This is a genomic window from Streptomyces milbemycinicus (genome assembly GCF_002154605.1).
In the GTDB taxonomy this organism is placed as follows: Bacteria; Actinomycetota; Actinomycetes; order Streptomycetales; family Streptomycetaceae; genus Streptomyces; species Streptomyces milbemycinicus.
On record NZ_MUNE01000488.1, the window covers coordinates 1 to 20,740 of the forward strand.

The 20,740-nt window shown below is 69.6% G+C and carries 17 protein-coding genes and 1 pseudogene; 6 read left to right on the plus strand and 12 right to left on the minus strand.

Going from position 1 to position 20,740, the window contains the following annotated elements; all coding sequences use genetic code 11:
• The coding region (locus tag CCN51_RS34775) for an NYN domain-containing protein (RefSeq protein WP_245881731.1) at nucleotides 1–760 on the minus strand (760 nt) is incomplete at its 3' end.
• Nucleotides 761–1,032: 272 nt separating this feature from the next.
• On the opposite strand from CCN51_RS34775, the gene CCN51_RS34780 reads away from it, so the two are divergent.
• A complete protein-coding gene (locus CCN51_RS34780) occupies nucleotides 1,033–1,236 on the plus strand; it encodes a hypothetical protein (RefSeq protein WP_014180469.1) in 204 nt (67 codons plus the stop codon).
• Between the two features lie 119 nt (nucleotides 1,237–1,355).
• Here CCN51_RS34780 and dnaE read toward each other — a convergent pair whose 3' ends face one another.
• Nucleotides 1,356–4,901, minus strand: coding sequence for a DNA polymerase III subunit alpha (gene dnaE, locus CCN51_RS34785; RefSeq protein WP_014180468.1), 3,546 nt, complete (start codon nucleotides 4,899–4,901; stop codon nucleotides 1,356–1,358).
• A gap of 205 nt (nucleotides 4,902–5,106) precedes the next feature.
• On the opposite strand from dnaE, the gene CCN51_RS34790 reads away from it, so the two are divergent.
• From CCN51_RS34790 to CCN51_RS34800, 3 genes are all read left to right on the plus strand, one after another.
• On the plus strand, nucleotides 5,107–6,432 hold the full coding sequence (locus CCN51_RS34790; protein WP_014180467.1) for a DUF2252 domain-containing protein: 1,326 nt from the start codon (nucleotides 5,107–5,109) through the stop codon (nucleotides 6,430–6,432).
• Between the two features lie 171 nt (nucleotides 6,433–6,603).
• Nucleotides 6,604–7,284 carry a hypothetical protein gene (locus tag CCN51_RS34795; protein WP_014180466.1) on the plus strand — a complete coding sequence of 227 codons (681 nt, stop codon included), beginning with the start codon at nucleotides 6,604–6,606 and terminating at the stop codon, nucleotides 7,282–7,284.
• Between the two features lie 56 nt (nucleotides 7,285–7,340).
• Entirely contained in the window at nucleotides 7,341–8,174 is an 834-nt protein-coding gene (locus tag CCN51_RS34800; RefSeq protein ID WP_014180465.1) for a thioredoxin domain-containing protein, read from the plus strand.
• A gap of 72 nt (nucleotides 8,175–8,246) precedes the next feature.
• Here CCN51_RS34800 and CCN51_RS34805 read toward each other — a convergent pair whose 3' ends face one another.
• Nucleotides 8,247–8,846, minus strand: coding sequence for a dienelactone hydrolase family protein (locus tag CCN51_RS34805; RefSeq protein WP_014180464.1), 600 nt, complete (start codon nucleotides 8,844–8,846; stop codon nucleotides 8,247–8,249).
• A gap of 44 nt (nucleotides 8,847–8,890) precedes the next feature.
• Here CCN51_RS34805 and CCN51_RS34810 point away from each other — a divergent pair, with 44 nt between their 5' ends.
• Nucleotides 8,891–10,012, plus strand: coding sequence for a mechanosensitive ion channel family protein (locus tag CCN51_RS34810; RefSeq protein WP_014180463.1), 1,122 nt, complete (start codon nucleotides 8,891–8,893; stop codon nucleotides 10,010–10,012).
• Here the strand turns inward: CCN51_RS34810 and CCN51_RS34815 are convergent.
• From CCN51_RS34815 to CCN51_RS34830, 4 genes are all read right to left on the minus strand, one after another.
• Nucleotides 10,009–10,491, minus strand: coding sequence for a GNAT family N-acetyltransferase (locus CCN51_RS34815; protein ID WP_014180462.1), 483 nt, complete (start codon nucleotides 10,489–10,491; stop codon nucleotides 10,009–10,011). The genes CCN51_RS34810 and CCN51_RS34815 overlap by 4 nt on opposite strands.
• Complete coding sequence (locus CCN51_RS34820; RefSeq protein ID WP_014180461.1) at nucleotides 10,488–11,426, minus strand: RluA family pseudouridine synthase; 939 nt, start codon at nucleotides 11,424–11,426, stop codon at nucleotides 10,488–10,490. The genes CCN51_RS34815 and CCN51_RS34820 overlap by 4 nt, the downstream gene beginning before the upstream one ends.
• A gap of 88 nt (nucleotides 11,427–11,514) precedes the next feature.
• A complete protein-coding gene (gene lspA / locus CCN51_RS34825; RefSeq protein WP_014180460.1) occupies nucleotides 11,515–12,093 on the minus strand; it encodes a signal peptidase II in 579 nt (192 codons plus the stop codon).
• Nucleotides 12,094–12,167: 74 nt separating this feature from the next.
• The gene (locus CCN51_RS34830) at nucleotides 12,168–12,950 is read right to left on the minus strand and encodes a TraR/DksA family transcriptional regulator (RefSeq protein ID WP_043487804.1); all 783 of its coding nucleotides are present in this window, start codon (nucleotides 12,948–12,950) and stop codon (nucleotides 12,168–12,170) included.
• Between the two features lie 592 nt (nucleotides 12,951–13,542).
• On the opposite strand from CCN51_RS34830, the gene ileS reads away from it, so the two are divergent.
• Entirely contained in the window at nucleotides 13,543–16,680 is a 3,138-nt protein-coding gene (ileS, locus tag CCN51_RS34835) for an isoleucine--tRNA ligase (RefSeq protein ID WP_014180457.1), read from the plus strand.
• Nucleotides 16,681–16,966: 286 nt separating this feature from the next.
• On the opposite strand, the gene CCN51_RS34840 is transcribed toward ileS, so the two are convergent.
• The 5 genes and pseudogenes from CCN51_RS34840 to CCN51_RS34860 all read right to left on the minus strand — a co-directional run.
• Nucleotides 16,967–18,163 carry a DivIVA domain-containing protein gene (locus CCN51_RS34840; protein WP_086860506.1) on the minus strand — a complete coding sequence of 399 codons (1,197 nt, stop codon included), beginning with the start codon at nucleotides 18,161–18,163 and terminating at the stop codon, nucleotides 16,967–16,969.
• A 49-nt stretch (nucleotides 18,164–18,212) separates the two neighbouring features.
• Nucleotides 18,213–18,509 carry a YggT family protein gene (locus CCN51_RS34845; RefSeq protein WP_014180455.1) on the minus strand — a complete coding sequence of 99 codons (297 nt, stop codon included), beginning with the start codon at nucleotides 18,507–18,509 and terminating at the stop codon, nucleotides 18,213–18,215.
• A 73-nt stretch (nucleotides 18,510–18,582) separates the two neighbouring features.
• Complete coding sequence (locus CCN51_RS34850) at nucleotides 18,583–19,197, minus strand: cell division protein SepF (RefSeq protein WP_014180454.1); 615 nt, start codon at nucleotides 19,195–19,197, stop codon at nucleotides 18,583–18,585.
• A gap of 123 nt (nucleotides 19,198–19,320) precedes the next feature.
• Nucleotides 19,321–20,040: a YggS family pyridoxal phosphate-dependent enzyme gene (locus CCN51_RS34855; RefSeq protein WP_043487802.1), complete on the minus strand. Its 720-nt coding sequence runs from the start codon at nucleotides 20,038–20,040 to the stop codon at nucleotides 19,321–19,323.
• A 3-nt stretch (nucleotides 20,041–20,043) separates the two neighbouring features.
• Nucleotides 20,044–20,577, minus strand: a pseudogene (locus tag CCN51_RS34860) (purine nucleoside phosphorylase YfiH/LACC1 family protein); the annotation flags it as partial.
• Nucleotides 20,578–20,740: the final 163 nt, after the last annotated feature.

Sequence of the window (20,740 nt, forward strand, 5' to 3'; positions counted from 1 at the left end):
GCCCCGGGCCGCCCGGGGCGCGCGTGGGCGCGCCGCCCGGCCGCGCGGCGCCGTTACGGCCCGGGGCCAGGTCGCCGGGGACGCCCGGCACCCCGGAGACACCGCTCACCGCGCCCGCGGTGGCCGCGGCGGCGGTCTCGGGCAGCGGGGCGGAGAGGATGGCCGCGATCTCCGGCCGGGGCTCGGAGACGGGCGCGCACGGCCCGGTGAGGTCCTTGGCGCGGACGGCCCGGGTGATCCAGGCGCGGTCCAGGACCCGCCGCTCGTCGGCCTCGGCGACCAGGTCCTCCGACTGGTTGTAGTCGCCGTCGGCGGCCTGGACGGCCCACAGGTGGACGGCCACGCCGTGCTCCTTGGCGGACATCAGGCCGGGCAGCAGATCGCCGTCGCCGGTGACGAGCACGATGTCGGAGCAGGCGCGGTTACGGGCCAGCTCGGTGAGCTCGGCGTGCATGGCGGCGTCCACGCCCTTCTGCGCCCAGCGGCCGTCGCTGCGGGTCAGGGCGCCCAGCCGGACGGTGACCCGGGGCATGACGCGCAGCCGCCGGTGCTCGGGCTGGGGGACCCGGTCGGGGGCTCCGTCGAACCAGTAGATGCGCAGCAGCGGTCGCTCGGTCTCGGCTTCGGCGCGCTCGCGCAGTCCCTGGATGAGGGTCGCGTGGTCGACGGAGATGCGGGACCGGGCCGGCTCCCCGGCGAGCAGGCTCGCGGCGGCGCCCAGCAGATACCCGGCGTCCACCAGGACGACGCAGCGGTCCACGTTCCACCCTCTTTCCTGAAGCAGTCCTCGGTTGCCCCCCGTGCACAGCCGTGCTCGAATTCCTGTCTTCGGTCTCAACTGGAGTCTGCCCGACCGTACCGGGGTTATCAGTCCGAACTGGATCACTGGCGTGGCGGATACGGCTTACCCTCGAAGACCCTCCTTCTCACTCACGGTAATTGCCCGAAATGCAGCCTTCGCTCGGGCGTGTCAGTGTTTCTTCCCGGAGGGCTCTTCCCTTGGGGGGCGATCCCAACTGGAGGCACAGCACCATGGCTAAGAACCGGAACCGCGACCGCAAGCAGCAGCAACAGCAGCAGCGCCAGGGCCGCGGGACGGCCGACCGCCCGGGTGAGCAGGCGCAGAACTCCCAGACGGACGCGCAGTCGCAGGCCATGCAGTCGGAGGGCGGCCCGGCGACGGCCCCTTCGAGCACCGCCCGTAAGGACCGGCAGAAGAGCTTCGGCCACAATTGACCGCCGTCGCACGGCGGTTGAGGGGCGCGCCCGTACGGGCGCGCCCCTCTCATGAGCGGTGGTCCGTCAGCCCGCTGTCATGAGTGGTGGTCCGTCACACCACCGTCATGGGCGGTGGTTCAGCCCGCCAGGCAGGCCGGGCCCAGCAGCACCTTGAGGTCGCCGAACAGCGCGGGGTCGGCGGTGACCCGGTGCCGGTCGAGCCGGAGCACCGTGGTCTTACGCGCTCCCTGGAGCTTGATCCGCACCTCGGTGGAGCCCCGGTGGTGGGTGAGCACTTCGCCGAGCTTTTCGACCAGGGGCGGGGTGACCTTCACCGTGGGGATGGTGATCGTCACGGGCGCGTTGGCCCCGGCCTCGGACAGGTCGGGGACCATGAGCTCCATGGCGACCAGCCGCGGCACGTCCTCACGCTTGTCGAGCCGCCCCTTGACGAACACGACGGTGTCCTCGACGAGCTGAGTGGAGACCAGCTGGTAGGTGGCGGGGAAGAACATGCAGTCGATGGAGCCCGCCAGGTCCTCGACGGTGGCGATGGCCCAGGCGTTGCCCTGTTTGGTCATCTTGCGCTGCAGACCGGAGATGATGCCGCCGATGGTGACGATGGCGCCGTCGGCGTGCTCGCCGCCGGTGAGCTGGGCGATGGCGGCGTCGGCCTTGTCGTTGAGGACGTGCTCGATGCCGAAGAGCGGGTGGTCGGAGACGTACAGGCCGAGCATTTCGCGCTCCTGGGCGAGCAGATACGCCTTGTCCCACTCGATGTCGGAGAACTCGACGTCGAGCCCGAAGCCCGGCCCGTCGCCCCCGCTGTCGTCGCCGCCCATGCCGCCGAACAGGTCGAACTGGCCCTCGGCCTCCTTGCGCTTCACCGCGACCACATTGTCGATCATGGTCTCGTAGTGCGCCGTGAGCCCCTTGCGGGTGTGGCCCATCTCGTCGAAGGCGCCGGCCTTGATCAGCGATTCGGTGGTGCGCTTGTTGCAGACGACCGCCTCGACCTTGTCCAGGTAGTCCGGGAAGGAGGAGTACTTCCCCTTCGACTTGCGGCCGCGGATGATCGCTTCGACAACGTTCGCGCCGACGTTTCGGACCGCGGTGAGACCGAAGAGGATCACATCGTCGCCCTGGGCGGCGAAGTTCGCCTCAGACTCATTGACGTTCGGCGTGAGCACCTTGATGCCCATGCGCCGGCACTCGTTGAGATAGATCGCCGACTTGTCCTTGTCGTCGCGCACCGAGGTGAGCAGCGCGGCCATGTACTCGGCGGGGTAGTTGGCCTTCAGATACGCGGTCCAGTAGGTGACCAGGCCGTACGCGGAGGAGTGGGCCTTGTTGAAGGCGTAGCCGGCGAACGGGACCAGCACGTCCCACACCGCCTGGATGGCCGCGTCGGAGTAGCCACGCTCGCGGCAGCCCTTCTGGAAGGGCACGAACTCCTTGTCGAGGACTTCCTTCTTCTTCTTGCCCATCGCACGCCGCAGCAGGTCGGCCTGGCCGAGCGAGTAGCCCGCGAGCACCTGGGCGGCCTTCTGCACCTGCTCCTGGTAGACGACCAGGCCGTAGGTGATGCCGAGGACCTCCTTGAGCGGCTCCTCCAGCTCCGGGTGGATCGGGGTGATCTCCTGCTGGGCGTTCTTCCGCAGCGCGTAGTTGATATGCGAGTTCATGCCCATCGGGCCCGGCCGGTAGAGGGCCGAGACGGCGGAAATGTCCTCGAAGTTGTCGGGCTTCATCATGCGCAGCAGGGAGCGCATGGGGCCGCCGTCGAACTGGAAGACGCCGAGCGTGTCACCGCGGCACAGCAGCTCATAGGTCTTGGGGTCGTCCAGCGGCAGCTCGAGCAGCTTGAGGTCGACGCCCTTGTTGGCGCGCACCATCTTGACCGCGTCATCCATGATGGTCAGGTTGCGCAGGCCGAGGAAGTCCATCTTCAGCAGGCCGAGCGATTCACAGGTGGGGTAGTCCCACTGGGTCACGACCTGGCCGTCGTTCTTCGGCGAGAAGACCGGCACATGCTCGGTCACGGTCTCGCTGGACATGATCACGCCCGCGGCGTGCACGCCCATCTGCCGCACCAGGCCCTCGATACCGCGGGCGGTATCGATGACCTTCTTCACATCCGCCTCGTTCTCATACATCCCGCGCACCTCGGCCGCCTCGCTGTAGCGGGGGTGCTTGTCGTCGGTGATACCGGACAGCGGGATGCCCTTGCCGAGCACATCGGCGGGCATGGCCTTGGTGATCCGGTCGCCCATCGCATACGGGTAACCGAGCACCCGGGCCGAGTCCTTGATCGCGTTCTTGGCCTTGATGGTGCCGTACGTGCCGATCTGGGCGACCTTGTCGGCGCCGTATTTCTCGGTGACGTACCGGATCACCTCACCGCGCCTACGCTCGTCGAAGTCGATGTCGACATCGGGCATGGAGACGCGCTCGGGGTTGAGGAACCGCTCGAAGATCAGGCCGTGGTCGATCGGGTCGAGGTCGGTGATGCCCATCGCGTACGCCACGATCGAACCGGCCGCGGAGCCACGGCCGGGGCCGACCGCGATGCCGTTGTTCTTCGCCCACATGATGAAGTCGGCGACCACGAGGAAGTAGCCCGGGAACCCCATCTGGATGATGACGTCCATCTCGTACTCGGCCTGCTTCTGGCGGTCCTCCGGCACCCCGGCCGGATACCGCCGCTCCATGCCGCGCTTGACCTCCTCCTGGAACCAGGAGACCTCCGTGAAGCCCTCGGGCACGTCGAAGCGCGGCATCAGGTCGCGCTTCTCGAACCACCCGGTGGCGTCGATCTGCTCGGCGACCAGCAGGGTGTTGCGGCACCCCTCCTGCCAGGCGTCGGAGGAGTCGATGGCGTACATCTCGTCCGTCGACTTCAGGTAGTAGCCGGTGCCGTCGAAGCGGAAGCGGTCGGGGTCGGAGAGGTTCTTGCCGGTCTGGACGCACAGCAGGGCGTCGTGCGCCACGGCCTCGCGGGAGTAGGTGTAGTGCGAGTCATTGGTGACCAGCGGGGGGATGCCGAGCTTCTTGCCCACTTCCAGCAGGCCGTCGCGGACCCGGCGCTCGATCTCGATGCCGTGGTCCATCAGCTCGAGGAAGTACCGGTCCTTGCCGAAGATGTCCTGATACTCGGAGGCGGCCTTCAGGGCCTCGTCGAACTGGCCGAGCCGCAGCCGGGTCTGCAGCTCACCGGACGGACAGCCGGTGGAGGCGATCAGGCCCTCCGACCACTGGGCGATGGTCTCCTTGTCCATCCGGGGCCACTTGACGAAGTAGCCCTCCATATAGGCGTCCGAGGAGAGCCGGAAGAGGTTGTGCAGACCCGCCTTGTTGGAGGCCCAGATCGTCTTGTGGGTGTAACCACCGGAACCCGAGACATCGTCCCGCTTCTGGTGCGGCTGGCCCCACTGGACCCGTCGTTTGTAGCGCCGCGACTCGGGGGCGACATACGCCTCGATCCCGATGATCGGCGTGATGCCCGCGCCCGTCGCCTGCTGATAGAAGTCGTACGCCCCGTGGAGGTTGCCATGGTCGGTCATGGCGATATGCGTCATGCCCATTTCCTGGCAGGCGTTGAACATGTCCTTGAGCCGCGCCGCACCGTCCAGCAGCGAGTACTGGGTGTGGACATGCAGGTGCGTGAAGGGCGGCTTGGTCACGGTGGCAGACCTCCGGCGAACGGTCGATGAAGGGTGTGCGGAACAGCTCCGAAGGTTACCCCTCCGGACTGACAGCGGATGGGCACCCACGAGTAGCCTCAGGCGTTGGGACGGACGGAACGAGCCGTCCCGTTCGCGATCTTTGTCATGCTCTTTTCTTCGCGTACTCACGTAATTTCTTCACAACATCAGGAGGCGCCCCGCGATGCCGACCCAGCAGACCCAGGCGGAACAGCGCGGCGAGCACATCCTCGCCGTCTTCGACACCGCCTTCGGCGAGCTGCTCGCCGCCGACCCGGCCGCCTTCCGCGTCAAGTTCCGCAAGATGGCCGCCTCGGCCTTCGCGTTCTACCGCGGCACGGCCGGCCTGTTCTACGCCGATGTGGAGCAGGAGCGCGAGGGCGGCCCCTACCTGGACGACCGCACGGGCCGGGTGTGGATCCACGGTGACCTCCACGCCGAGAACTTCGGCACCTACATGGACGCCAACGGCCGCCTGATCTTCAACGTCAACGACTTCGACGAGGCGTATGTCGGCCCCTTCACCTGGGACCTCAAGCGCTTCGCCGCCTCCGTCGCGCTGATCGGCTACACCAAGGCGCTCAGCGACGAGAAGATCAGCGAGCTGGTGCGGATCTACGCCGCCTCCTACCGCGAGCGTATCCACGCTCTGGCCACCGGCGCCAAGAACGACGAGGTGCCGCCCTTCACCCTGGAGACCGCCGAGGGCCCGCTGCTGGACGCGCTGCGTGACGCCCGCTCGCTGACCCGGTTCGGGCTGCTCGACTCGATGACCACGATCCGCGACTTCGAGCGGCGCTTCGCCTCCGGCGGCGGCTCGGTCGAACTGGACGCGGCGACCCGCTACAAGGTCCTGGCCGCCTTCGACGGCTATCTGGAGACGCTGCCCGAGTCCAGCCTCGCCCGGCCGGACTCCTACCGCGTCAAGGACGTCGTCGGCCGCCGCGGCATCGGCATCGGCAGCGCCGGACTGCCCTCGTACAACATCCTTCTGGAGGGCAACAGCGACGCCCTCGAGAACGATGTCGTGATCTACATGAAGCAGGCGCAGACCCCGGCGGTCTCCCGGCACATCACGGACGAGCGGGTCCGCTCCTACTTCCACCACGAGGGACACCGCACGGTCATCTCGCAGCGCGCCCTCCAGGCGCACGCCGACCCCTGGCTCGGCTGGACCGAGCTGGACGGCTCGGGGCAGCTGGTCGCCGAGATCTCCCCGTACGCGGTGGACCTCGACTGGTCCGACATCGACGACCCGGCCGAGATCGCGGCGGTCGTCGCCGACCTGGGGCGGGCCACGGCCACCATGCACGCGGCCGCCGACGACCAGAGCGGCCACTCACTGGTGCCCTTCTCCACCGAGCGCGCCATCGACGCGGTGATCGCGGCGGACGAGGGCGGCTTCGCGGAGCTGCTGGTGGACTTCGCGCACTCCTACGGGGCGCGGGCACGGGCCGACCACCAGATCTTCGTGGACCTCTTCCGGAACGGGCGCATCCCCGGGCTGTAAGTATCGATATGCGGCTCCGCCGCGTGGATCGATATGCGGCTCCACGCCTGGATCGATATGCGGCTCCGCCGCGTGGACCTGCCAAAACTGGTAGGTGCCGTGGGCGGGGAGCGATCCCCGCCCATGCTCTTGACGCCGTCCCTACACCCGATCGTGTGACAATCGGTCCCTATGGACGGTACGGGACCGCTGCTGAGGGCACTGCGCGCGGCGCTGTTCACAGCGCTGTGCGTCACGCTGTCCTCCGCCGCCCATGTCCTGCTGTCGAGCGCGCCGCTGCCGCTGACGACCGTGGCGGCGCTGTCGGTCGTCGTCTTTGTGATCGCTTACGCCCTGGCGGGCCGGGAGCGCGGCTACTGGAGCATCGCCGCGCTGCTGGTCCCGCTGGAGCTGGCCGCCGACACAGTGTTCACCACCGGCCAGAGCGCCTGTTACGGACCCTCTGGCGGCCCCGTGGCGGGCTCCCTGCGCGCCCTGGGCGTGGACCTGCTGTGTGGCAGCGGCGGGGTCGGCTCCCCGCTGGCCCGGGTCGCCGGGCCGGACGGCGCCGGCGCCGTCACGGCCGCCGTGGGCTCCGCCACCCCCTGGCTGCTGCTCGCCGCCCATATCGCGGTCGGGCTGCTCGCCGCGGCCTGGCTGCGGCGCGGCGAGGCCGCCGTGGCCCGGCTGCTGACCTCGCTGACCACCTTCGCCTTCCGGCCGCTGCTGCTGGCCGTCGCGGTGGTCACCGCGGCCTTCGCGCCCCGCCGCCGCTCCTCGCGGCCGATAGGACCCCCGAGTCCGGCCCCGGCGCTCCCCCTCCTCGTGCACTCCGTCGTACGGCGTGGTCCGCCGTGCTCGGCCACGGCCTGAGCACAGCGTTTCCCACCCTTTTCGTACGACTTTCACACGACGGAGATCGATCCATCATGAGCAACCGCAACAGCCACCAGAACAAGCAGGCCGCCCGCGAGCGGATGCGCACCGAGCGCGAGCGCCAGGCCAAGAAGGAGCGGGCGCGCCGCCAGCTTGTGGTCGGCGGCGCGGTCGTCGCCATCCTCGCGATAGCGGGCGGCATAGGTTACGCCGTCACCCAGATGAACGGCGGCGGGAACGCCAGCAAGGAGTGGAAGGCCGCCGCAGAGAAGACGGCCCTGGTGAAGCCCGCCCACACCACCGGCCCCCAGGGCACGACCGTGGTCATCGGCGACAAGAACGCCAAGAACACCCTGCACGTCTACGAGGACATGCGCTGCCCGATCTGCGCGGAGTTCGAGCAGTACACGGGCACGACCGTGGCGAAGGACATCAAGAACGGCACCTTCAAGGCGCAGTTCACGATGGGCACCTTCCTGGACGACAAGCAGGACATCATCGGGGCCGGTTCGAAGAACGCGCTGAGCGCGCTGGGCGCGGCCCTCAATGTCAGCCCGGACGCGTTCCTCGAGTACAAGTCCGCGCTCTTCTCGGCCAAGAACCACCCCAAGGAGACCGACGACTCCTTCGCCGGCGACCAGAAGCTGATCGCCATCGCCCAGCAGGTCAAGGAGCTCAAGGGCAACAAGACCTTCGAGAAGGCCGTGACGAACGGCACCTACGACCGGTGGGCGCTGGCCATGTCGAAGACGTTCGACGACACCAAGGACGTGACCGGCACCCCGACCCTCAAGCTGAACGGCAAGATCCTCTCGGTCGACGGCCAGGGCGTCCCGCTCACCCCGGACCAGTTCAACCCCCTGGTCCAGCAGAACCTGAAGAAGTAACCCCGAGGGTCACCGCCGGGCCCGGCGACCCGGCGGTGACCGGCGCCGACGCCCCGGTGCGCTGAGCGGCGGCTACCGCTGCTCCGCCGCCTCCGTGACCTCCGCGAGGAAGCCGAGCGCCACCTTCCAGGTGGCCTCGGCCGCCTCCTCGTCGTAGTCCGGCAGCTCCGGGTCGGTGAACAGGTGCCCGGCCCCCGGGTAGCGGTAGATCTCCACGTCCGCCCCGGCCCGCCCCATCCGCAGGTACCACGCGTTCAGCCAGTCGTGCGGCTCGAAGGGGTCCGGGTCCGCGACGTGCAGCTGCACCGGCAGGCCGTCCGCCGTCGCATCGTCGGCGATGTCCGAGGTGCCGTGCAGAAGCAGCAGCCCGCGCGCCTTCTCGTCGCCCAGCGCGAGGTTCTGGGCGATCGACCCGCCGAGCGAGAACCCCGCGTACACCACACCGCGGTCCGACAGCGGCGCGGCGGCCACCACGGCCCGGTGCAGCAGCTCGTCCTTGCCGATCTCCTCCTTGAGGGCCATGCCGTCCTCGGCGCTGTCGGCCGTCCGCCCCTCGAACAGATCGGGTACGTGCACCTCGTGCCCGGCGGCGCGCAGCCGGTCGGCGGCGGCGTGCACGGCAGGCCGCAGCCCGTACATCGAATGGAGAAGCAGGATCGGGGAACGGGTCACTTCGTCACTTCCTTGTCGCACGAGAAGGATCAGGATAGGTGTCCATGGAGGACGTACTGCGTCCGCTCCTCGTCATCGGCGGCTCGCTCGCCATCACCCTGTCGGTCGGCTGGGCGGTCGACCGGCTGCTGCAACGCACCGACGCCCGCCACGCGGAGACGCCGCTGTGGGGCCTGCTGCGCCGCTGCCGGCTGCCGCTCCAGGTGACGGTCTGCTCGGCGCTGCTGCGGGGCTCGTACGACAAGACGCACGCCCGGGTGGTCCGGGAACACGGGTCGGGCATCGCGCAGCTGCTCGCGCTGGTGCTGATCGCGGCCACGGCGTGGCTCGCGGTGCGGGTCTCGGCGGCGGTGGTGGAGTCCTCGTACCGCCGCTATGCCGCCAGCGCGCACGACCCGGCGCGGGTGCGCCGGGTACGCACCCAGGTGACGCTCATCCAGCGGGTGGTGACCGCGATCGTGGGGGTGGTCGCGGCGTCGGCGATGCTGCTGACCTTCCCGGCGATGCGTACGGTGGGCACGTCCATGCTGGCCTCCGCCGGGATCCTGGGCATCGTCGCCGGCGTCGCCGCGCAGTCGACGCTGGGCAACCTCTTCGCCGGGCTGCAGATCGCCTTCGGGGACATGGTGCGGATCGGCGACACGGTGGTCGTGGACGGCGAGTGGGGCACGGTCGAGGAGATCACGCTGACCTTTCTGTCCGTGCGGACCTGGGACGAGCGCCGGATCACCATGCCGGTGTCGTACTTCACGGGCAAGCCGTTCGAGAACTGGTCGCGCGGCGGTGCGCAGAAGACCGGCGCGGTCGTCTTCCACCTCGACCATTCGGCGCCGGTCGCGGAGATGCGGGTGCGGCTGGGCGAGATCGTGCGCAAGTCCCCGGCGTGGGACGGCCGGGACTGGAGCCTCGCGGTCACGGACACCACACCGTCCACGATGGTGGTGCGGGCGCTGGTGACGGCGCGGGACGCGGACGACGCGTGGACGGTGCGCTGTGAGGTGCGGGAGCAGATGATCACATGGCTGCGGGAGCACCATCCGTACGCGCTGCCGCGCATCACCACCGCGACCATCCAGCCACCACTGCCCGCGGCCGACTCCGAGGACCGCCTCACCCGCTTCGGCGGCGACCTCCACAAGGACGGCACGCACCCGCGCCAGAACTAGTGCCGGGGCTGGAGCGCCCTGCGCATGGCGCGGTGCGGGATTCCGCTGCCCTCGTCGAATTCGGGGCCGTACGCCGCGTAGCCGAGGCGCTCGTAGAAGCCGAGGGCGTGGGTCTGGGCCTCCAGATAGACCTCGGCGAGCCCGCGCCGCAGCGCCTCCGCCTCGACCGCGCGGACGAGGTCGGCGCCGAGGCCGGTGCCGCGGGCGGCCGGGAGGACCGCGAGGCGGCCGAGGACGGCGGTGGTGGCGCCGTCCACGCCCGCGTGGCCGTACTTCTTGTCCGCGGCCGCGCCGTGGAGGAAGCGGACGGTGCCCGTCGGGCCCTGGGGTCCGGTGGCGAGGAGGTGGACGGCGTGCGCGTCGTACTCGTCCATCTCCTCCGACTCGGGAATCCGCTGCTCGACGACGAAGACCTCACGGCGCACCCCGCGGCATGCCTCGAGGGCGTCGGCGCCCACGACCTCGATCCGGTACGTCACGCGCTGTCCGCCCGCACGGTGTCCAGCGCCCGCTGGAGATCGTCCGGGTAGCGGCTCTCGAACTCCACCCAGCCGCCGCCCGGGTGTTCGAAGCCCAGCCGCACGGCGTGCAGCCACTGGCGGGTCAGCTGCAGCCGCTTGGCGAGCGTCGGGTCGGCGCCGTAGGTGAGATCGCCGACGCAGGGGTGGCGGTGGGCCGCCATGTGGACGCGGATCTGGTGGGTGCGGCCCGTCTCCAGCTTGATGTCGAGGAGGCTGGCGGCGCGGAATGCCTCGATGAGGTCGTAGTGGGTGACGCTTGGCTTGCCCTCGGCGGTCACGGCCCATTTGTAGTCGTGCTGCGGATGGCGGCCGATCGGCGCGTCGATGGTGCCGCTGAGCGGGTCGGGGTGGCCCTGGACGAGGGCCTGGTAGCGCTTGTCGACCGTACGCTCGCGGAACTGCTGCTTGAGCAGGGTGTAGGCGAGCTCGGACTTGGCGACGACCATGAGGCCGGAGGTGCCGACGTCCAGCCGGTGGACGATCCCCTGACGCTCGGCGGCCCCGGAGGTCGAGACGCGGAAGCCCGCGGCGGCCAGGCCGCCGATGACCGTGGGCCCGGTCCAGCCCGGGCTGGGGTGGGCGGCGACCCCGACCGGCTTGTCGACCACCACGATGTGCTCGTCGTCGTGCACGATCTCCATGCCCTCGACGGGCTCGGCGACGATCCGTACGGGTGGCGCGGCCTGCGGCATCTCCACCTCGAGCCAGGCGCCGCCGGAGACCCGGTCGGACTTGCCGGCGACGCTGCCGTCGACCTGCACCTTGCCCGCGGCGGCCAGCTCCGCCGCCTTGGTCCGAGAAAACCCGAACATGCGTGCGATCGCAGCGTCGACGCGCTCACCTTCGAGGCCGTCGGGTACAGGGAGGGTGCGGATCTCGGGAATCGTACTCACCCGTCGAGTATGCCGGACCGCACAGCCCGGTTCGTACGCCAGTCCTCGGACCCCCGGCCCCGGATCCGGCCCCTGTGGCCTGAAAAGCTCAGTCCTTGTGGACCGTGCCGTCCGGGTCCAGGCCGCGGAAGGACAGGATGACGATCAGGAAGCCACCGCAGACGATCGCCGAGTCGGCGAGGTTGAAGACCGCGAAGTGGGCGGGCGCGATGAAGTCGACCACCGCGCCCTGCAGCCCGCCCGGCGCGCGGAAGACGCGGTCGGTGAGGTTGCCGAAGGCGCCGCCCAGCAACAGCCCGAGCGCGATGGCCCAGGGCACGCTGTAGAGCTTGCGGGCGAGCCGGGCGATCACCACGATGACACCGGCCGCTATCACCGTGAAGACGATGGTCATGGCCTCGCCGAAGCCGAAGGCGGCGCCCCGGTTGCGGATCACCTCGAACTGGAGCCAGGTGCCGATCACCTCGATCGCGTCATGGTGCTCCAGCTTCGCCACCACGAACAGCTTGCTGCCCAGGTCGAGCAGATAGGCGACCGCGGCGACCGCGAGCAGCACCGCGATGCGCCGCTGCCCACGCCCACCCTGCGCCCCGTCGGCACCCGCGACGGCGCCTTCCTCGGCCTTCCCCGCTTCTGGCGTACCGATGGCCTGCTCCGCCTCTGTCACGTAAGTCCCTCAAACATCGTCCGGGCCAGTCTCCCCCTGGCTGAGGACGAGAGTACGGCACTCCCGACGGGGGGTCAGCGCCGCTCCTGCCGCTGTTTGCACTCCACGCACAGAGTGGCCCGGGGAAACGCCTGCATCCGGGCCTTGCCGATGGGGTTGCCGCAGTTCTCGCACCGCCCGTACGTCCCGGCGTCCAGCCGCTCCAGGGCGCGCTCGGTCTGCAGCAGCATCTCGCGGGCGTTGCCGGCCAGGGCCAGCTCGTGCTCGCGCGTGATGTTCTTGGTGCCGGTGTCGGCCTGATCGTCGCCCGCGCCGTCCCCGGAGTCCCGCATCAGTCCGGTGATCGCCTCCTCGGAGGCGAGGATCTCGGCGCGCAGCCGGCCGGCCTCGGCCAGCAGCTCGCTGCGCGCCTCGGCCACCTCCTCCGCCGACCAGGGCTCCTCGCCCGGGCGTACGGCCAGGTCACCGGGTGCCACGGGGCCAGTGCCGACGCGGGCCTTGGGGACCGCGCCGGGCGCCTCGGGGGCCTGCTTCGCGGTCGGCGCCCCGCTCGGGTTCTTCTTCGCAACCACTTTCCTGGCTCCCGTCTTCTTCGGGGGTACCGCCTGCTCGGCCGGTGCGGCCTTCTTGGTGGCCTTTTTGGCCGTGGTCTTCGCGGCCTCGGCCTTCTTGGTCGTGGTCTTGTTGGCCGCGTCCTTCTTCTCCACCGCTCCCTTCTTCTCCACCGCGTTCTTCGTGGCCTTCTTGGCCGCCATGGCGGGCGCTGCCGCCTTCTTCCCGGAAGCGCTCTTCTTGGCGGTCGTGGCCTTCGTCGCCTTCGCCGTGCTCTTCTTCACGGCGGTCTTCCTCGCCACCATGGCCGCGCCCCTTCACATATTGTGATCTTGCACGCGAATCGTTCCGGAACGATAAATCGACTCCAGGCACGCGGCAACGGGGCACGCCGCCCGATTCGCCCGGCTTGCCCGTGGGACAACCCGGTCTCAATCGGTTGTGCCCCACCGCCCGCCCGGTAATCCGGCCATGCATCAGTACCGGGCGGTGACACCCCGGCCGGACGGAGTCCGGCACCCTGCGTATCGCCATTCGGGTCACCGCCCGGCTCCCCGTACCTCACTCGGCGCAGCCCGTAATCCGGTCGGCCGGGTGGCACCCGGACCCGTACACTGGGCGAAGCGAAAGGCGTGGAAGGGGACGAGTAGCGTCGTACGCAGCCATGAGCGACCCGGGGACGGTGCGAGCCCGGGGGCGAGCGCGATGTGAAGGATCACCCCGGAGCCGCCGGAAGAACCCCCGCCCAGGGCCAGTAGAACCGGTGTCGCGACCCCAATGAGGGGGCCAGGAGCCAGCCCAGCGCTCCCGGCCAAGGAGGGTGGTACCGCGGGAGCGCGAGCTCTCGTCCCTCCGACGGAACGCAGACCAGCACGTGTCCGCCGGAGGAAAGATCCGATGACGCAGTACCGCCAGGTGCCCGCCCAGGTCGACCTGCCAGCCCTCGAGCACGCCGTACTCGACTTCTGGCGGGAGAACAAGATCTTCGCCCGGAGCCTCGAGCAGTCCGCGGGGCGGCCCGAGTGGGTCTTCTACGAGGGCCCGCCGACCGCCAACGGCATGCCGGGCGCCCACCACATCGAGGCCCGCGTCTTCAAGGACGTCTTCCCGCGCTTCCGCACCATGCGCGGCTACCACGTCGAGCGCAAGGCGGGCTGGGACTGCCACGGCCTGCCGGTCGAGCTGGCCGTCGAGAAGGAGCTCGGCTTCAGCGGCAAGCAGGACATCGAGGCGTACGGCATCGCCGAGTTCAACGCCAAGTGCCGCGAGTCGGTCGGCCGGCACATCGACGCCTTCGCCGAGCTCACCACGCGCATGGGGTACTGGACCGACCTCGACGGCGCGTACTGGACCATGAACCCCGAGTACGTCGAATCGGTGTGGTGGTCGCTCAAGGAGATCTTCAACAAGGGGCTGCTGGTCCAGGACCACCGGGTCGCCCCCTGGTGCCCGCGCTGCGGCACCGGTCTGTCCGACCACGAGCTGGCGCAGGGCTACGAGACGGTCGTCGACCCGTCGGTCTTCGTCCGCTTCCCGCTGACCTCCGGCCCGCTGGCGGGCGAGGCGGCGCTGCTGGTGTGGACGACCACGCCGTGGACCCTGGTGTCCAACATGGCCGTCGCCGCGCACCCCGATGTGCGCTATGTGGTCGCCACCGACGGCCAGGAGAAGCTGGTCGTCGCCGAGCCGCTGCTGGAGAAGGCCCTCGGCGAGGGCTGGACCGCGACCGGGCAGTCCTTCACCGGCGCCGAGATGGAGCGCTGGACCTACCAGCGCCCGTTCTCCCTGGTGGATGTCGAAGGCGACGCGCACTTCGTGGTCAACGCCGAGTATGTGACCACCGAGGACGGCACCGGTCTGGTCCACCAGGCCCCCGCGTTCGGCGAGGACGACCTGCGCACCTGCAAGGCGTACGGTCTGCCGTACCTCAACCCGGTCCGCACGGACGGCACCTTCGAGGAGGGCCTGGAGCTGGTCGGCGGCCAGTTCTTCAAGAAGGCCGACGAGGCGCTGACGGCCGATCTGGACGCCCGCGGACTGCTGTTCCGGCATGTGCCCTACGAGCACAGCTACCCGCACTGCTGGCGCTGCCACACCGCGCTGCTCTACTACGCGCAGCCGTCCTGGTACATCCGCACCACCGCGGTCAAGGACGCGCTGCTGCGGGAGAACGAGCGGACCAACTGGTTCCCCGAGTCGGTCAAGCACGGCCGCTACGGCGACTGGCTGAACAACAACATCGACTGGGCCCTGTCCCGCAACCGCTACTGGGGCACCCCGCTGCCCATCTGGCGCTGCGCCGAGGCCCACCTCACCTGCGTCGGCTCCCTCGCCGAGCTCTCCGAGCTCACCGGCACCGACCAGACGGGCCTGGACCCGCACCGGCCGTTCATCGACGAGGTGACCTTCACCTGCACCGCCGAGGGCTGCGAGCTGGAGGCCGTACGGGTGCCCGAGGTCATCGACGCCTGGTACGACTCGGGCTCGATGCCCTTCGCCCAGTGGGGCTACCCGTACCGCAACAAGGAGATCTTCGAGAAGCGCTACCCGGCGCAGTTCATCTCCGAGGCCATCGACCAGACCCGTGGCTGGTTCTACACCCTGATGGCGGTCGGCACGCTCGTCTTCGACAAGTCGAGCTATGAGAACGTGGTCTGCCTCGGACACATCCTGGCCGAGGACGGTCGGAAGATGTCCAAGCACCTGGGCAACATCCTGGAGCCCATCCCGCTCATGGACCAGCACGGCGCGGATGCCGTCCGCTGGTTCATGGCCGCCGGCGGCTCGCCGTGGGCCGCGCGCCGGGTGGGCCACGGCACCATCCAGGAGGTCGTCCGCAAGACGCTGCTCACCTACTGGAACACGGTCGCCTTCCAGGCCCTGTACGCCCGCACCTCGGGCTGGGCGCCGAGCGAGGCCGACCCGGCCCCGGCCGACCGGCCGCTGCTCGACCGCTGGCTGCTGGGCGAGCTGGGCACGCTGACCGAGCAGATGACGCAGGCCCTGGAGGCGTACGACACCCAGCGCGCAGGCAAGCTGCTGTCGGGCTTCGTCGACGACCTGTCCAACTGGTACGTCCGCCGCTCCCGCCGCCGCTTCTGGCAGGGCGACGCGGCCGCGCTGCGCACGCTGCACGAGGTGATCGAGACGGTCACCCGGCTGCTCGCCCCGCTCGTCCCCTTCATCACCGAGCGGGTCTGGCAGGACCTGATCGTCCCGGTCACCCCGGACGCCCCGGAGTCCGTGCACCTGGCCGGCTGGCCCGAGGCCGACCAGAACCTGATCGACCCGGCCCTCTCGACCCAGATGACGCTGGTGCGCCGCCTGGTGGAGCTGGGCCGCGCGACCCGCGCCGAGTCGGGGGTCAAGACCCGTCAGCCGCTGTCACGCGCGCTGGTCGCGGCGTCCGGCTTCGAATCGCTGTCCGCGGAGCTGCGCACACAGATCGAGGAGGAGCTGAACGTCTCGTCCCTCGCCTCGCTCAGCGAGGTCGGCGGCTCGCTCGTCGACACCACGGCCAAGGCCAACTTCCGCGCGCTGGGCAAGCGTTTCGGCAAGGGCACCCAGCCGGTCGCCAAGGCCATCGCCGAGGCGGACGCGGCCGCGCTGTCGCTTGCGCTGCGCGAGGGGACGGCGTCGGTGGCGGTGGACGGCGAGACGGTCGAGCTCTCCGCGGACGAGGTGATCATCACCGAGACCCCGCGCGAGGGTTGGTCGGTCGCCTCCGACGCGGGCGCGACGGTGGCCCTCGACCTGGAGATCACCCCGGAGCTGCGGCGCGCGGGGCTCGCCCGCGACGCGATCCGGCTGATCCAGGAGGCCCGTAAGAACAGCGGCTTGGACGTGGCCGACCGGATCGCGCTGCGCTGGGGCGCGGTGGACGAGGAGGTCCGTACGGCGCTGACCGACCACGCGACGCTGATCGCGGACGAGGTCCTGGCGACGGACTTCGCGTCCGGCGACGGTGACTCCGGCTACGGCGAGGAGTTCTCCGACGAGGCCCTGGGCCTCACCTTCCGCCTCCGCAAGGCCTAGCCCCTTTTTGCGCCTAAACCGGCGCCGCTCTCGCGGACCTGGTTGCTCGCCGTATGGGTTGCGCAATTGATGGTTGCGTCTTCGGCGCGGACATCGTGGTGGGGGCCGGGACTTCGGCCCCCACCATGCGGCGGAGCCGCGTGAATACGGTTACGCAACCCAGTCCGCGAGAGCGGCGCCGGTTTAAGGCGCACGAAACGGGCCGGGCCCGGGAGCGATGCTCCCGGGCCCGGCCCGTCTGATTGCCGACCTTTACGCGCTGCGCGCTACGCCGCGCGCCGGCGCGTCAGTTGTCGTCCTCGTCGATGAGGAAGCCGCGCATGGGGCTCGGCGCCTGCTGCATCGGCTGCGGGGCCTGCGGGCGCACCGGAGCCATCGGCTGGGTCATCGCGGGGGACATCTGCTGCTGGCCACCGTAGGACGGCGCGCCGCCGCCCTGGGTGTGGCCGCCCATGGGCTGGTTGCCGCCCATGGTGTGGCCGCCCATCGCGCCCGCGCCGGCCGAGGCCATGGAGCCGGTCATGGACGGGGACGGCGGCAGCGAGGCGGTCGCCGGGGTGCGCGGCGGGGCCAGGGAGTCGTCGGCCTGGTTCTCCAGCTGGCGCAGCTGGCTCTCCAGGTACGACTTCAGCCGCGTACGGTACTCGCGCTCGAAGCCGCGCAGGTCCTCGACCTTGCGCTCCAGCGTGGCGCGGGCCGACTCCAGCGAGCCCATCGCGACGCGGTGCTTCTCCTGCGCGTCCCGCTCCAGCGCGTCGGCCTTGGCGCGGGCGTCCCGCTCCAGGCCCTCGGCGCGGCTGCGGGCCTCACCGACGATCTTGTTGGCCTCGGAACGGGCCTCGGCGATCGCCTGGTCGGCGGTCTGCTGCGCGAGCGAGAGCACGCGCGCGGCGCTGTCGCCGCCCGGGCCCTGGCCCGGCTGCGGCAGCTGCGGGCCGCCGGGGCCGCCCATCGGACCGCCCATGGGGCCACCGGGGCCCATCGGACCGCCCTGCCCCATCGGACCCGGGCCGCCCTGGCCCATGGGGCCACCCTGACCCATCGGGCCGCCCTGGCCCATGGGGCCACCCTGACCCATCGGGCCGCCCTGGCCCATGGGACCGCCCTGCCCCATCGAACCCGGGCCGCCCTGGCCCATCGGGCCTGCCGGCAGCTGCGGGGCACCGCCCGGAAGTTGGGGCGGGCCACCCATCTGCTGCTGGCCGGGCGGCACGGGCTGCGGTCCGGATATGGCGGCGGGCACAGGGGCGCCGGGTCGCTCCTGCTGTTCCGGCGGTTTACGCATGTTCTGCTGCTGACTCTGCGCGGCGGCACGGGTCGCGGCGGCCAGCTTGGCGCGCAGATCCTCGTTCTCCCGCAGCAGCCGGGTCAGTTCGGCTTCGACCTCATCGAGGAAGGCATCGACCTCGTCCTCGTCATAGCCTTCTCGGAGGCGGACGGTCGTGAACTGCTTGTTCCGCACGTCCTCGGGGGTCAACGGCATCTCTAACTCACCTCAACGTAGTCGTCGGCAATCGGCAAGACCGTATCGTTCACACGCTGCTCGCAAAATTGCGGACGACGGTGATCAAGATCCAGACGATGATCATCAGAACGAAGAAGGACAGGTCGAGCGCCACACCCCCGAGACGCAACGGCGGGATGAACCGCCGCAAGAGCTTCAGCGGCGGATCGGTGACAGTGTAGGCGGCCTCCAGGATGACCACCATCGCCTTGCCGGGTTGCCACGAGCGGGCGAACTGGAAGACGTAGTCCATCACCAGCCGGAAGATCAGCACGATCAGGAAGCAATACAGCGCGATGTAGATCACCTGCAGTGCGATGCCCATCCCGCTGTGTCCCTCTCCCCTTGCGTGCTCGGCCGTACGGCCTGTTGATGACTCGGTGTTGCCGTGTTGCGTCTCAGCTTTGGTTGAAGAACCCGCCCTCTGCGATACGGGCCTTGTCCTCCGCCGTGACATCGACGTTAGCAGGAGACAACAGAAACACCTTCTGAGTCACCCGCTCAATGCTCCCATGGAGGCCGAACACGAGTCCGGCCGCAAAGTCGACAAGTCGCTTTGCGTCCGTGTCGTCCATCTCCGTGAGGTTCATGATCACCGGGGTGCCCTCACGGAAGTGTTCCCCGATAGTACGGGCCTCGTTGTAGGTCCTGGGGTGCAGCGTCGTGATGCGGTACGGCTCTCGCTCGGACACGACCTTGGGCATGATCACCGGCGCGTTCTTCTCCAAGTTCTGACGTTCAGGTGTGATGGATGCCACGGGGGCGATTCGCGCGGGTCGCCCGGTTTCCGGTACGAGCGGGGCGGGTTCACGCTGTGCCGGGGGATGGACGACTCGTACGGATTCGCCCCTCTCCGACCGCGGCTCGGTCTCCGTCACCTGATGCCTGCGACGATCCCGCTCCGGCTCCGGTTCGGGCTCGAACTCGTCATCGGGGTCGAATCCCCGGCCGTCGTAACCATCGTCCTCCACGAGGCCGAGGTAGACCGCCATCTTGCGCATAGCGCCGGCCATTCTCTGCGTCCTCCGCTCTGTGGTGGATCGGCTCCGCCACCGGATGCCTTGGATCCACACGGCCTGCCCGCCTTTTGGCGGTAATGACCATATTTTGTGCTGTGGTCCGACTTCTTCGCGACGTTACCGGAGCCTGGGTCGGACTCCGAGCACCGCCGTGCCGACGCGCACATGTGTCGCTCCGGCAGCCACCGCGTCCTCGAGATCCGAGCTCATCCCCGCCGAGACCATGTTCGCAGCAGGATGGGCCGCGCGCAGGCTGGATGAGATTTCCATCAGCCGATCGAAGGCGGCCCGCGGCTGCCCCGCATACGGTCCGGCCAGCGGGGCGACCGTCATCAGACCGTCCAGCCGCAGCCCTTGAGCCTCGACCACCGCGTCACAAAGAGCCTCCACCCCGTCCGGCGCGACACCTCCCCGTTCTCCCTGTTGACCCGACTCCGCGTCGAGCGCCACCTGAATCAGACAGCCCAGTTCACGGCCGGCTCCCACCGCCGCGCGCGACAGCGCGTCAACCAGCCGCTTACGATCAACGGATTGCACCATATCGGCGTAACTAGCCACCGATCGCACCTTATTGGTCTGCAATTGCCCAACAAAGTGCCAAATCAACGGAAGATCGGCACATTCGGCAGCTTTGGGAGCGGCGTCCTGATCGCGATTCTCCGCCACGTGATGAACGCCGAGCTCCGCGAGGAGCCGGACATCGCTCGCCGGGTACGTCTTGGTCACCACAATCAACGTGACTTCTTCACGTTTGCGGTCGGCAGCCGCACAAGCCGCGGAGATACGTTCCTCCACGCGAACGAGATTCTCGGCCAGTTCCGTTCTGCGATCCGTCACAGCTCAGCCGCCCAACCAGACATAACTCGCGAGCCGCCCCGTGGTGCGCTCGCGCCGGTACGAAAAGTGGTCCGTCGATTCCAGCGTGCAGATGTGGGAGTGCTCTTCCATCTTCACGCCCGCGTGGGCGAGCTGGGAGCACACGCCAGCGGTCACATCCACCGCCGCGGTGCCCCAACTGGTCTCGGCCCACGCCGCGGGCACGGTCTTCGCGACCTCGGCGCGCATCTCCTCGGGGACCTCGTAGCAGCGGCCGCAGACCGAGGGACCCGTACGGGCGAGGATCCGGGCGGGATCAGCGCCCAGTTCGGTCATCGCCCGCACCACCGCCGGCACGACCCCGGCGACCAGGCCCGGCCGCCCGGCGTGCGCGGCCCCGGCGACCCCGGCCACCGGATCGGCCAGCAGCACCGGGGTGCAGTCGGCGGTGAGGACGGCGAGGGCGAGCCCTCGACGGGCCGTCACCACCGCGTCGACCGCCGGGACCTCTCGGTCGCCCCACGGTCCGTCGACCACGGCCACGTCCCGGCCGTGCACNNNGCGCCGCTCGCGTCGTGCTGTTGCGCTATCACTTCTGGATCGCTTCAGGATCGCCGTGGAGCCATGTCGGCACGGCTCACTTGAGGAAGTCCGGCACGTCCAGCTCCTCGGCCTGGCTGTCCTGGTACGGACGGGCCGGCGGGACCTGGGGGGTGGGCAT

Excerpts from the sequence above, each read along its gene's own strand:
- CCN51_RS34780 (WP_014180469.1), top strand. The coding sequence starts at position 1,033 with ATGGCTAAGAACCGGAACCGCGACCGCAAGCAGCAGCAACAGCAGCAG.
- CCN51_RS34790 (WP_014180467.1), top strand. The coding sequence starts at position 5,107 with ATGCCGACCCAGCAGACCCAGGCGGAACAGCGCGGCGAGCACATCCTC.
- CCN51_RS34795 (WP_014180466.1), top strand. The coding sequence starts at position 6,604 with ATGGACGGTACGGGACCGCTGCTGAGGGCACTGCGCGCGGCGCTGTTC.
- CCN51_RS34800 (WP_014180465.1), top strand. The coding sequence starts at position 7,341 with ATGAGCAACCGCAACAGCCACCAGAACAAGCAGGCCGCCCGCGAGCGG.
- CCN51_RS34810 (WP_014180463.1), top strand. The coding sequence starts at position 8,891 with ATGGAGGACGTACTGCGTCCGCTCCTCGTCATCGGCGGCTCGCTCGCC.
- CCN51_RS34830 (WP_043487804.1), bottom strand. The coding sequence starts at position 12,950 with ATGGTGGCGAGGAAGACCGCCGTGAAGAAGAGCACGGCGAAGGCGACG.
- ileS (WP_014180457.1), top strand. The coding sequence starts at position 13,543 with ATGACGCAGTACCGCCAGGTGCCCGCCCAGGTCGACCTGCCAGCCCTC.
- CCN51_RS34840 (WP_086860506.1), bottom strand. The coding sequence starts at position 18,163 with ATGCCGTTGACCCCCGAGGACGTGCGGAACAAGCAGTTCACGACCGTC.
- CCN51_RS34845 (WP_014180455.1), bottom strand. The coding sequence starts at position 18,509 with ATGGGCATCGCACTGCAGGTGATCTACATCGCGCTGTATTGCTTCCTG.
- CCN51_RS34850 (WP_014180454.1), bottom strand. The coding sequence starts at position 19,197 with ATGGCCGGCGCTATGCGCAAGATGGCGGTCTACCTCGGCCTCGTGGAG.